This is a genomic window from Ileibacterium valens (genome assembly GCF_001945525.1).
In the GTDB taxonomy this organism is placed as follows: Bacteria; Bacillota_I; Bacilli_A; order Erysipelotrichales; family Erysipelotrichaceae; genus Ileibacterium; species Ileibacterium valens.
Window position 1 is genome coordinate 1 of sequence record NZ_MPJW01000151.1, and the last position, 12534, is coordinate 12534.

General features: G+C 40.5%; 10 protein-coding genes. 2 read left to right on the forward strand and 8 right to left on the reverse strand.

The window, feature by feature from the left end; all coding sequences use genetic code 11:
- Positions 1–386: 386 nt before the first annotated feature.
- The 8 genes from BO222_RS07835 to BO222_RS07870 all read right to left on the reverse strand — a co-directional run bounded on the left by BO222_RS07835 (position 387) and on the right by BO222_RS07870 (position 10948).
- Positions 387–596, reverse strand: coding sequence for a hypothetical protein (locus BO222_RS07835; RefSeq protein ID WP_075819927.1), 210 nt, complete (start codon positions 594–596; stop codon positions 387–389).
- 180 nt (positions 597–776) lie between these two features.
- Positions 777–1649, reverse strand: coding sequence for an Rpn family recombination-promoting nuclease/putative transposase (locus BO222_RS07840; RefSeq protein ID WP_143356978.1), 873 nt, complete (start codon positions 1647–1649; stop codon positions 777–779).
- A 415-nt stretch (positions 1650–2064) separates the two neighbouring features.
- A complete protein-coding gene (rlmD, locus tag BO222_RS07845; RefSeq protein ID WP_233131228.1) occupies positions 2065–3849 on the reverse strand; it encodes a 23S rRNA (uracil(1939)-C(5))-methyltransferase RlmD in 1785 nt (594 codons plus the stop codon).
- A 97-nt stretch (positions 3850–3946) separates the two neighbouring features.
- Complete coding sequence (locus BO222_RS07850) at positions 3947–4807, reverse strand: methyltransferase domain-containing protein (protein ID WP_083647738.1); 861 nt, start codon at positions 4805–4807, stop codon at positions 3947–3949.
- A gap of 395 nt (positions 4808–5202) precedes the next feature.
- Positions 5203–6408 carry a tRNA uracil 4-sulfurtransferase ThiI gene (gene thiI, locus BO222_RS07855; RefSeq protein WP_075819931.1) on the reverse strand — a complete coding sequence of 402 codons (1206 nt, stop codon included), beginning with the start codon at positions 6406–6408 and terminating at the stop codon, positions 5203–5205.
- Positions 6392–7522 (reverse strand): cysteine desulfurase family protein, encoded by a 1131-nt coding sequence (locus tag BO222_RS07860; protein WP_075819932.1) that lies wholly within the window; start codon positions 7520–7522, stop codon positions 6392–6394. The genes thiI and BO222_RS07860 overlap by 17 nt, the downstream gene beginning before the upstream one ends.
- Before the next feature lie 19 nt (positions 7523–7541).
- The gene (locus BO222_RS07865; protein WP_075819934.1) at positions 7542–9326 is read right to left on the reverse strand and encodes a septation ring formation regulator EzrA; all 1785 of its coding nucleotides are present in this window, start codon (positions 9324–9326) and stop codon (positions 7542–7544) included.
- Between the two features lie 404 nt (positions 9327–9730).
- The gene (locus BO222_RS07870) at positions 9731–10948 is read right to left on the reverse strand and encodes a cation:proton antiporter (RefSeq protein ID WP_233131229.1); all 1218 of its coding nucleotides are present in this window, start codon (positions 10946–10948) and stop codon (positions 9731–9733) included.
- Between the two features lie 449 nt (positions 10949–11397).
- On the opposite strand from BO222_RS07870, the gene rpsD reads away from it, so the two are divergent.
- The gene (gene rpsD / locus BO222_RS07875; protein ID WP_075819937.1) at positions 11398–12006 is read left to right on the forward strand and encodes a 30S ribosomal protein S4; all 609 of its coding nucleotides are present in this window, start codon (positions 11398–11400) and stop codon (positions 12004–12006) included.
- A 240-nt stretch (positions 12007–12246) separates the two neighbouring features.
- On the forward strand, positions 12247–12534 hold a 288-nt coding region (tnpA, locus tag BO222_RS07880), incomplete at its 3' end, for an IS66 family insertion sequence element accessory protein TnpA (protein ID WP_198931968.1).

Sequence of the window (12534 nt, forward strand, 5' to 3'; positions counted from 1 at the left end):
GCAGGATTGCGTTTGATTTTAGCCATGATTTCATTTCCTCTTTTCTTAATAAAAGCACAAATCGCAAAAAAAATCTGTGCAGGCCGAGCCGTACGCTCTCGACTTACACAGATAAAATTACACTCTCCAATCATTATTTATCCTCCATAAAATTAGAGATACATCAGACAGTCTAAATGCTTATTCCATTAATCTCTACTAAATTTATTTACAATGTGAAAAATTGAAAACTATTCCCAGTATTTGAAATCTTACTGATTGTCTTTAATGCAAAAAACTCTGTTCAATTTGCAAACCAAAATGCAAAAAATCAGAGTTAATAATTAACAGTTAGAAAATTCTGAATGAGTTCTATTTATCTGCAATTATCCAGATTCTGCATTCTCTCAGTCATCATTCTTATCGAAGGCAACCGTCTGTTCTTTCATGGATATTTTCTTTACGGAAAATCCGTATTCAGGAAGTTCTTTTTTGAATTGAAGGAATGAATGATCAATATGAAATCCTAAAATCTTTTCAATCTCTTCAAAGCTCATTTTGAAATTCTCTGACTTGTTTTCCTCGATCCAAATCCATAATGGTTCATATTTACTCATTGTTATAAGGTTCCTTCCATCCATTCTTCTGAGTCTTTGCTTTTTGAAGATACAAGCTTAAATTGAGCTATGAGTCCGCATACCTTCGCAAATGTGAGGTCAACGATTTTGTCAATGATAAAACTTATTGACCTAGAGGCTTGCATAGCTACCTCAACTAACTTATTTTAATTTTATCTTCTATCTGTTTTCCTTTCTTTTTCGCTCAATCCACTCTTTGGCTTTATCGGGCTCTCCCGCTACTGCTGCCGCCACTCTGATTACGTCTTCCGATGACTTAAGAAGCTGACTTTGAAATTCTTTATTTCGAGTCTTTTTGTCACCCTGACGGACAATCCTTTCTTGACTTTCTTCCTTCTCATTTTTATGACCATGCATCAGGCTAAGAAGAATACTAAGATCCTTGTTATCCGGATTCTCGCACAATTCTTTTAAATCCTCTATTTCGATCACGCTATAACCAAGTTGTAAGAATCCTCCATTAAAACTCAGCGATTCATCCCAAAGGCCAGGTCCATAATGGAGAACGATTGAACAAACCACTGGAAGATATTTTTTTGCATTCGGGTTTTTCAAGGTATCTTTTTGTTCGTCTTCAGTTGCAGGCAGTTCACGACGTATCCAATCACTGGTCAATACATAATCGTAATCAAGCAGGAATCGAAGCATACTGTCATCCCCTTGACTCTGTTTTACCAGAAACAAACTTATATAATATTCATGTCCTGATTCATCCTGATATTCGTATAAAATGCTGCTGATACTATTGGTATCAATTTCAAAATCTACATCAAGATCTATATCAGGCAGTTTTCCCGTCTCATTAAACAGCTTTAATCGATCTGGATTTATATGGCTAATATCAGGCTTCATAGCAGCATCAAAAAGATCAGCAGCTCGAGATTTGTTATGATAAAAATCATTCAATACTGCATCACTAAGCACATGATTTGTATCTGTTGATAAACAATTCGTGGTGGAATCTCCATTATCTAAATGATCTTTCACCAAGACTTTATCCTGGCATTCAAGTTCAGTTTTTAATTTTTTCATATTCAATTTTTCTCCGATTTCCATTCCTTAACATCAAACTTGAAATCGTACTGTAATCCAGGGTGGGTGAGTAAAAGAATTTATAAGAGCTGCTCTGGCGTCTCTTGACGGATTTATTTCTTCTTTCCTTTTCACGCCTTCTTATACACCGCGATGATGAACTTGAACTGAAATTTTCAAAAAAAAACATTCACTGAAACAGACGAGTACTGATTCTAAAAAATCGATGTTCGAACATGAGATCAAGAAGACCAGCAGTACAGCTGGCCGGATCCTTCAAACATGATTAAACCTTGTCAATCATTGATAAAATTGCTTTTGCGGAAAAAAATCAGGCAAACTGAATAATCCAGTTCACCTGATTTATATTCTTTAGAATGCCATTAGCACTTTTGTTCTTCTTATCGTTTTGATCTTAAGCGTATTTTCTTGAAAGCAGACAGGCCACTTCAACATGAGGAGTCTGAGAGAACATATCAAAAGGCACAATTTTTTCGATCTGGTATTGATCATTCATCTCGGCTAAATCCTTGCCTAAAGTGGCCGGATTGCATGAAACATAAATGATCTTTTCCGGAGCAGCCTTATGAATTGATTCTTTCATCTTCTTGTTGAGTCCGCTGCGCGGCGGATCGACCAGAAGGAAATCAACCTGTTGGGCATCAGCGACTTTTTCAAGCTCTTCACCGGCATCACCGCAGATAAACCGAACGTTCTCTTTTCCATTTGCTAAAGCATTTTCCTTAGCATTTGCAATGGCGTCTTCTACCACTTCAATTCCGATTACTTCATCACATTTATCGGCTGCAAATAACGACATAGCGCCAATTCCCGAATAGGCTTCAACAAGAAGTCCAGTATTTTCAGGAATCCATTCAACTACCTGTTCATAAAGCTGTTTTGCCTGAGCGGTATTTAACTGGAAGAAAGATCGAGGAAGCAGCTCAAGAGAAAGATCATCAAGACTCAGAGTCATTTTCATGTCACCGCCAAGATGAATCATCCGATTGCCAAACATTTCAAATTCCATGTCTTCTTCATCCTTGATGCTCTGCCAGACACTTGCTGCGTTTTCAAGACTCAACAGTTCGTTGACCATTTCTTCTGGAAGATCCATTTCAGAAGTAACAAGGATAATATGGACACGGTCATCAAATTCTTTTAAAACGAGATTTCTAAGTCCAATGCCAGATTCCTTATCAAAAGGCTTCATCTCATATTTCTGTAAAACTTCTTCGACTTCATGGCGAATCTTTTCGAGTTTTTTGGTATGAATCAGACAACGTGCCACGGGAACAAAATCATTCGAATTTCTTTCATACATTCCAGTAGTGATTTTTCCTTCTTCATCTTTACCAAACGGGAATTTGCAGGCGTTTCGATAAGCCAATGGAGTCGGATTCTTCACGATTGGTTCAATTTCTCCGGTATATCCAGCATATTTTTTCAATGCCTCTTTTAACAGTTTTTCCTTGGCTCGAACCTGTCCTTTGTAATCGACATGCATCAATGCACAGCCGCCGCACTGATCAGCAATCGGACAAACCGTATGACGGCGTCTTGGAGATTCTTCGAGAATCCGAACCAGTTTTCCCTTTGCATATTTTTCGTTATCTTCAGTAATCTCGATCAAGGCTGTTTCTTCTGGAATAACTCCGTCGACAAATACTGGCTTTCGGTTTTTATAGGCGATTCCTTCTCCGTTAATCCCCCAGCGCTGAACTTTTAATTTATAAGCCTGAGTTCTTTGTGAGTCATAGGGTCGAGATTCATAACCATCAGAATTTCTGGAAAACCGACGATCATGTCCTGTACGCTCCATCTTGCGGTTTGAACGTTCCGGTCTGTTAAAAGAGTCAAACCGCGATCTGCCAGAATATGCTGGAGCATCACCAGAATGAAAAACACGGATAGAATCCTTGCGGTCTGTTCGGTCATCGTTTCTGGAGCGGTTATTGGTGCTTAAAGTTCCTCGATCTGATCTGGCCGAATTTGAATAATCTCGTTTTGGTGCTCGTTCTGGCACTCCTGAACCAGATAATCCAAGTCCGGAACGGTTGCTTCTCTTGCGCTCTGAAGTTCTATTCAGAGAGGATCTTAATCGATTTGAAGAGAAGGTGCTGTTATTGTTGTGGACGATCCCTGATCTTCCTCTTCTGTTGTTGCTATTGCTGTTGTTATTGTTTGTATTATCGTTCATGGTATCCTTTCAAAAATAATAAAGGGAAATTCCTTATTTATTCGATATGGTCGATGCTTAAGCGTTAGTTCAGGTATTTTGAAATTAAAACTGTGATCTATTCGGCTTCTTTTCGGTAGACAGAAATAATAAAATCAAAAGTTACATTCAGACCATCTTTCTTTTCTTCAAGTCTTTGCAAACCTTCTTTGGGGCATTTATATCGATAGGGAGTCATGTCAAGAAGCGACATCGGATCTTTAACATGAACCTTCAACGAAGATTTAAGTACCTCTGCTTTCTTTAAACGATCAAGCCTGACAGGTTCATCATTCAGCCGGACTTTATCATAGAGAACTTCTTTTAATTCATAGTGATGCATGACTCCTGGTGAAACACTGATAAACGTTCCACCCGGTTTTAAAACGCGGTAGATTTCTTCTTCTGGAATGGGAGTAAAGATTGAAACGATGACATCTGCACTGTCGGCTCGAAATGGAAGACGATAAATGGAAGCAACGATGTATTGCGTTTTGTTGTCGTTTTTTGAGGCATGAAGTATGGCTTCCTTGGAAAGATCAACTCCATAGGTATGATCTGCGTATTTTGAAAACTGTCTGGTATACCATCCTTCTCCACAGCCAATATCAATCAGGTTTTCTGGATGAAGTTTTTTTAGAAGGTTGATCACTTCATCAGCCATAAATGAATAGTAGCCTTCTTCTAAGAAACGGGTTCTCGCCAGAACCATATCCTTGTTGTCTCCGGAAACTTTCTGCTTATGTGATAAATTCAGATAGCCACTTTTCGCCCGATCAAAACTATGATTATTTTTGCAGGAAAAATTCTTCTGGCCTGAATCTTCATTGATGAGAAGATCATCACCACAAATTGGACAGATTAATATCGAATCACTTTTTTCTGTCTTTTTATTTGTTTGAATGTTTTTTGAATGAATCATTGTATGTATATCTTTCATTGAATTTTGGAATCCTTTTTCTTTCAGATTGATCCTGTATCAATTATAGGCAATTTAACCGAAAAAGCCGGAATACGGACTCGAAGAGACGATTTGATCCTGCTGAATTCGTTTTCTTAAGGATAATCACAACAGTACTTTATACATATATTCATATTTATAACTTCATTAACTTGGGAATTGCTTTTATAGTGACAGGCATCATGACAAATAAAAACGAATACAGCCGCACCTTCAAAAGAAAGTACGGCTGTATCCGCCTATGATTTCTACTTCCCATTCCCTTAATGGCAGAGACTTCTGTCCTTATTATGATATGGTTTTTCGAAATTCGCAAAGATTATTTTATAAAATTATCATTCTAGTTTAACTTTCAAACATAATGTCGATTTGTCTTAAAAGAGATCTGCTTCCTCATCTTCAACTTCATCCATATTTGGTGAAAGCCGAATCATTTCTGCTTGATTTACGCAATCTTCTACCATAGTTTGCCAATCCCATTTTGCTTCATACTCTTCGCACTTATCCAGATGAGGTTTAGTGGCTGGCGCTTTTGGGGTAAAAATAGTGCAGCAGTCTTCAAATGGAAGAATGGAAGTCTCATACGTTCCAATTTTTCTGGATAAATCGATGATTTCAATTTTATCCATGCATACCAGAGGCCGCAGAATTGGCATGCAGGCTATCTGACTGATCACAGACATGCTTTCCAGAGTCTGTGATGCGACCTGACCTACGCTTTCTCCTGTGGCAACCGCCAGGCAGTGTCTGCGTCTAGCCAGTTCAGTTGCGATCCGCATCATCATTCTGCGCATGATTGTAATGGCATAGCTTTCAGGGCAATAATGATAGATCGCTAACTGCAGCGTCGTAAAAGGAACGACATGTAAAACCAGGTCTCCCTGATAGGCACTGATTTCTGAACCCAGTTTTTTGACTTTATCCAACGCATTACTCGAAGTATAAGGCGGAGCCGCAAAGTGAATGGCTTCAATATGAATACCGCGCTTCATCACCTGATAGCCGGCTACTGGAGAATCAATTCCACCTGAAAGAAGAACCATTGCTCTTCCTCCAATGCCGACCGGATAGCCGCCTGCTCCGGCAATCTTATCCGTCATAATATAAGCAGCATCTTCTCTGACTTCGATGATGATTTCAACCTGGGGATGATGGACATCCACTTTCCAATCCGAGTTTTTCAAAATGGCAGTTGCGACCTGTCGGTTAATCTGGTCTGAGATGACCGGAAACATTTTGTCATGACGTCTGGCTCTGACTTTAAATGTTTTAGGAACACTTAAATCACAGGCCTGCTTTGTCGCTTCAAGAATGGCATCCATGTCGGCCGGAACCTTCATCGCCAGTGAAAAGGACGAAATACCAAAGACCTTCGAAATGACTTCTGAAACGGTATCGGGATTTTCACCATTCAGATAAATATACATTCGGTCATAACCCGCTTCGACTTTGCATTTCTTAAAGCCGGCGAGCGCTTTTTTTGTATTTTCCCGCAGTCGGTTGATGAAGTTTTTCTTGTTTTTCCCCTTTAAGGACAACTCGCCGTAACGGACGAGCAAATATTCATAACTGTAATCCATAATTTTGAATGATCTCCTTGAGAATCAGAATAAACTGCTTTGCTTCTTCCATTGTATTATTGCCAGAAAAGGATAAGCGAATGGCATGAGTGGCATCCTGATCTGAACAGCCCATTTTCTTTAGAATTGGATTTCCTCCAGCTTCCTGAGATGAGCAGGTACTCTTTGCGGAAACACAGACCCCTCTACTATCTAATGCATTCATCAAAACTTCACTGGTCATTGAATCAAAAGAAATATTGAGAATATAAGGAACGCTGTCCTTTGGATTCAATACTTTACCGCCAGGAATCTTTTCCACTTCACCAGCAATATAGTTTCGAATCGTTCGTACCTTTTTATCAAGTCCCTGATCCTTTTCTTCCATAGCCAACCGAATGGTTTTAGCCAGTACAGTATGCACTGGCGCATTTTCTGTACCGCCACGCAAACCATTTTCCTGCTGACCTCCAAAAATGATCGGATGAGTTCTCACTGAAGATTTTTTTATCAGCATGGCTGACCCTTTTAAACCATGAATCTTGTGAGCAGACATCGTCATCAGATCCAGCTTTTGAACTGGAATATCGATCTTTGCAAAGGATTGAGTACAATCTGCGTGAAAAAGACAGGTCGGATGCTCAGAAACAATTCTTGAAATTTCATTTAGATCATTGACCGCTCCCATTTCATTACTGACATGGATCAGGGAAACGAGAATGGTATCTTTTCGAATCGATGCTCTTAAATCCTCAAGAGAAATTTTCCCATCCCTTCCAATGGGCAGACGGGTTACTTCAAAACCTAATCTTTCAAGTTCATCAAAAGCATGTTCACTTGATGAATGTTCCGCATTGGATGTGATGACATGCTTTCCTCTGGACTGATTGGCAATCGCACATCCTAAGATCGCCTGTGTATTGGATTCGGATGCGCAGGAAGTGAAAATGATTTCATCCGGACGAACCCCAAGCATTTTTCCAATTCGGGTTCTCGATTGTTCAAGTTTCTTTTTCGCCTCGCGTCCGATGGTATGCAGGGAGTCCGGATTTCCATATTCTGTTAACAGACGCGTATAAGCGGAAACAACCTCAGGGTGAACTGAGGTTGTTGCGGCATTATCAAAATAAATCATGTGTTCTCTACGTTTTTCCTTATACCAGGTTCATTACTGCCGGGTTCTTTTCAGCAATCAGCTTTTCATAAATGCCCGGGTGAAGATTTTCAATAGCTTGAATGGCGATCTTAAGAGCTCGTGTATATTCCCCATTCTGATAGCAGACTTCAGCGCGAGTTAGATCCGAATCAAGCGATGGATAAGTTGAGCGGAAGCGGTTGCCAAAGACAATCGCATTTTCAACCATTACGGCCACGCCAACCAGGTTGTTGGCATTGTTATAAAGCTTGTAAACAAAGTCGATTGAATCCTGAAGTTCACGATTCAAAGCCTGAACATCTAATGGAGAATGTTCAAGAATCTTACGAACACGGGCAATCTTTTCTTCACCGACCTGCAGATCTTCAGCAAACTGATCAGAAATCGATGGCAGCTGCTTGTTGATCGTATTCAGTCTGACTTCATTCAGAATCAGCTGAAGCTTAATCACCTGTTTTCTGGCCCGATTCTCATCAGAGCTAGCTCCGACAAGCATACGCTTCATTTCCTTGACAGACTTACCAAAGTTCACTGTCTTTTCCGCAAAACGTCTGTAGGAGTGCACGACATCAACCTGAAGCGTGTCTTCCTTAGCCAGCTGTTCCTGAATCTGTGATCTCTGATTTTTCAGCAGTTCCATTTGTTCTCTGGCAGCTTCAAAACGCTTAGTCCAGTCTTCTAAACCAAAACGGTCCTTGATGTTGGCATACAGAGTGACAATTTCCTTGAGTTCACTATCGATTTCATCGATCGCGGCAAAGTTCGTTTCAAGATCTCCATGAATTTCATCGAAAGCTTTCTTTTCCTGAGCAATATCATCCTGTAAAACCAGAATCTGATCAGAGATGGTGTTGAGTGCTGATTCAGCCTTTCGAACATTTCCATTATCGAGTTTGATGATGGCATCTTCAATGGCGTTTCGAATCGCGTCCATCTTTTCATCCGCTTCAAGATACGAAATATCGATGTTCTTTTCTTCAATTTCCTGAACCTGCATTTCTACATCATTCAAAGCCTGCGGAAGCAGAAGCTTTGCCTTGGAATAAAGGTCCGGATAGTCACGGACAATGGCTGAAAGCTCATTGGTTCGGGCTGAGATCTTATCGATTTCATCCTTGGCCTTATTGAATTCAGAAGCAAACATCCATTCTTCAAAGCTGTTGAAAGCTTCTTCGATATCTTCAATCTGGTCATCCACATAACCGGCTCCAGTATAGTAAGCAGGACGGTTCTGAGTGTAGATGTTGCGAAGATTACGGAAACGTTCCTTTGCAGCATTTGATTTTTCGCGGACTTCAGTTTCCTTAGCCAGAATTCGATCGAGTGACTGATTGACGATCCGAATTCGATCACGAGTATCGTCGATCACCCCTTCGAGTTCATCCATCGTCTTCATCGCTTTTTTGTAGCGATGCTTGTTGATGAATTCATCTGCCTTTTCATAGATGTCTTCACAGGATTCAATGGATTTCAGACAGATATCGTATTTAGGCGTCAGGTTCTTTACCCGGTCAATGATATCGTCATTCACCCTGGCAAAAGCAGTCGCTTTGTTAAACTTGTACTGCAGGGAGTTATTTCGAATATCGTTAATCTCCGTTTCCAGATCAGCCAGCCTCTTTCGTGCCTTGTTCCGTTTAACAAGGCGATTGGCAATCCAGACCAGAAGAAGAACGATGACAGCGATCCCGAGATACGTCAGAAGTTCAATGCTGAAATGCTTGGATACGTAATCGTAAGCATTTATAAAGAAGGCCTGAACCTCATTCCAGATATTTTCCATATATATTTAATCCCCCAGATTTACAAAATATTTGGTCTGATCCTGAATGAAAACCGCGAGGGTTTCTCGACTCATACAATTGGATCATTTCAAATCATGTACAGATTATCAGATCCTTGCATCAATAGATGATCATTCAAAATTATATCATTTTACATTCTTTTTTCAGACCGTAACGGGCCGCCAAGCGGTTTTGTCCAACCATAATAATACATCATCCAACAGCCGCCTTCCATTTCTGTTTTGATAAGTGGGAGGTAAACCGCTTTTTTTATAGAGTTGATAATCATCAGCTCCAGTTTTTTGTATTCAAATTGAGAGCTCTGGCGCAAATGCAGTCGTTAGGTCTGCTACGCTCATGGAGACTATTCTCTTCCCTTTCAATCTAAATGGACTCTGCTGACTTATTTTTCCTGAATCGATCCAGATGGATTGAGCCAGCGCTTAGCGCTCCAGTCAATAAGAATTGCACCAAGCGGTGCGGTGATAATGATTCCAGATACCGCACAGGCTAAGATCAAAGGTCCGCAGGCCAGTCCAGCCGAAAGCGGTACAGATCCTATGGCAGCCTGAATGGTCGCTTTTGGCAAATAGGCAAAGACCACAAACAGCTGCTCTTTTATATTTAATCCAGTCTTAGCTGTACACAACCAGCTGCCAAGACTTCGAATGATCAGACATAATGCAATCAAGACGGCAAAATGAATTCCCGAATCCTTCAATGCTGAAATATCAATCGCAGCTCCCACCAGAACAAACAGAAAGATCGATGCTGCACTCCACATATTTGAAGTCATTTTCGCAATTGGATTTAACTCCTTTTCAGAAAGCGTATTTTTCATGGTGGCAGCCATTGTCAGAATCGCTAAAAGTCCAGACACCGAAATCCATGGTTTAAACACTCCTTCAATACTATTTAACAAAAACGCCATTCCAAAAACTAAAATTGTTCTTTCAGCTGTTGAAGCCTTAGCAAAATGTACCTTCTGCCACTCTAAAAATTTTCCGAGAATATATCCGCAAAAGATTCCTAAAGCGCAGCCGCACAAAATCGAAACTGGAATGTCCATCAGATCAGCGGCATGAAAGCTTCCCCCTTCAAGCAAAGCTAACAGGGCAGAAAAAAGAACCAGAACAAATACGTCATCACAGCTGGCTCCTGCAATCAACATGGAAGGAATCCCTTTGTCTGTTCCTGTTTTTCTTTCATTGAGCGCAACCATTCTTGGAACGACGACGGCTGGACTTACCGCAGACATGACGGTCCCTAACAGTGCTGCTTCAAGCCAGGATAGCGGCAGAACCATTGGAGCTATCAAGGTGTAAGCCAGGATTTCAAAAGAAGCCGGTAAAAAGGAAAGAAGGAAAGCTGGTCTTCCAACCTTTTTTAAAACCTGAAGATCTAATGAAAATCCAGCCCGAATCAGAATAATAATCAGAGCAATTCTTCTTAAATCTTCAGATAGATTTAAAAACGATGGATCAAGCCAGTTGAGTACATAAGGACCAATCAATATTCCAGCTAAAAGCATACCAATAATATCGGGAAGCCCCACCTTCCTTGAAAGCTTTGAAAATAATAATCCAGTGCATAACAAAATTCCTGTTGATCCAATCATCATCTAACCTCTACGCTTCTGAATTTTTAAACGATCCATTCTGAAGCCATTTAATCCTTAACACTTTTTAGCTGTTAAGAATTGAATCAGATTAACTATATCCCTTTATTGAGCTTTATCAGCTTTCTGCGTAATCTATTTTCAAAAATCTGATTTCATTCATTTTTCAGGGAATATCTGCCATAGCCTTTCATTTGATTGATATTCATTCAGAATTCCTTCGATTATCGAAACAGAAAATAGCTTTTCATTGATTTTAAGGTTTAAAAATTGGTATGATACCCGAGCATGAATGAATAGCAGCATACAGAGTCTTCAGTCAGGCGTCTGGGCCCGCTGGGTTTGTGAGTAACGGTAAGCTGACCGGAGAAAACATTTACCCGAAACACCCCTGAAGAAGATTTGTACATTGCTATTGTTTTTGTATAAAGACAATAGGAGGAAATATTCAAATGTCCAGAGACAGATCCAGTGTTTGGAAAAAGAGCCGTCGCTTAAACTACTCCGTTCTTGAAACAGGTGAAGAATTAAGCAGACGTCCTTATGCTCCAGGCCAGCACGGCAAAACTCGTCGTGTAAAACTTACCAACTATGGTATCCAGAAACAGGAAAAACAGAGAATCAGAAACGTTTATCAGGTAAGCGAAAAACAGTTCGCTAACACTTTCGCAAAAGCTAGCCGTAAATCCGGTGCAGCTGGTGAAAACCTGCTGGTTATGCTTGAAAGCCGTCTTGACAACCTGGTTTATCGTTTAGGTCTTGCAGGTACCAGAAGAGGTGCCCGTCAGCTCGTTAACCATGGTCATATCCTCGTTGATGGTAAAAAGGTTGATATCCCTTCTTATCAGGTAAAACCAGGATCCATCATCGAAGTCGCTGAAAAATCCCGCAACAACAAGTCCATCGTGGAAAGCCTTGAAGCTACTCCATCTTTCGTTGACTATGTTGAAATGGATAAAGAAAACCGCAAAGGTAAGTATGTTCGTTACCCAGAAAGAAACGAACTGTTCCAGGCACAGCCAATCAATGAACTGCTTGTAGTTGAGTACTACAACCGCTAAATTCATGACACTTTTAAAGGCTATACAGATCCTCTTCACAGAGGCTGTATAGCCTTTATTTATAGTTTTTTCACTTATCCATCTTTTTGAATCTTTCCATAATTCTTCCTTGAAACTGACCGATTTTTTCCAGAATACCCCCAAAAATCCCCCAAAAATCGTAACCTTTTGAAATTTGCACGGGCTTAGATCCTCCGGTTCCAGTCGATATTCTGTATTCGACTAGAACTGGAGGATTTTATGCATAATTATCTGTTTTCCAAATCCCGTGAACTGAATCAGGAACAGTGGATGAACCTGGTTGATCAATATCAGGTGTCAGGTCTGACTCAGGCTGGCTTCTGCGTCCAAAACGGCCTGGCTTTATCCACCTTCCAGTACTGGCGCAGAAAAGCTGCCGCCGTATCGCCTGCTTCAGCGGCTCTTGAATTCGTAGAAATTGACAGGACGGTCTTCCTGGATTTGGAAGGATCAGACGAGAGTCCAAAGCCGGTGATTGAAATCACTGACAGCGACCGAACGATCCGT

What these genes read in the sequence shown, in the direction of transcription:
- BO222_RS07835 (WP_075819927.1), bottom strand. Translation starts at nt 596, where the DNA reads ATGAGTAAATATGAACCATTATGGATTTGGATCGAGGAAAACAAGTCA.
- BO222_RS07850 (WP_083647738.1), bottom strand. Translation starts at nt 4,807, where the DNA reads ATGAAAGATATACATACAATGATTCATTCAAAAAACATTCAAACAAAT.
- thiI (WP_075819931.1), bottom strand. Translation starts at nt 6,408, where the DNA reads ATGGATTACAGTTATGAATATTTGCTCGTCCGTTACGGCGAGTTGTCC.
- rpsD (WP_075819937.1), top strand. Translation starts at nt 11,398, where the DNA reads ATGTCCAGAGACAGATCCAGTGTTTGGAAAAAGAGCCGTCGCTTAAAC.
- rlmD (WP_233131228.1), bottom strand. Translation starts at nt 3,849, where the DNA reads ATGAACGATAATACAAACAATAACAACAGCAATAGCAACAACAGAAGA.
- BO222_RS07870 (WP_233131229.1), bottom strand. Translation starts at nt 10,948, where the DNA reads ATGATGATTGGATCAACAGGAATTTTGTTATGCACTGGATTATTATTT.
- BO222_RS07860 (WP_075819932.1), bottom strand. Translation starts at nt 7,522, where the DNA reads ATGATTTATTTTGATAATGCCGCAACAACCTCAGTTCACCCTGAGGTT.
- BO222_RS07865 (WP_075819934.1), bottom strand. Translation starts at nt 9,326, where the DNA reads ATGGAAAATATCTGGAATGAGGTTCAGGCCTTCTTTATAAATGCTTAC.
- BO222_RS07840 (WP_143356978.1), bottom strand. Translation starts at nt 1,649, where the DNA reads ATGAAAAAATTAAAAACTGAACTTGAATGCCAGGATAAAGTCTTGGTG.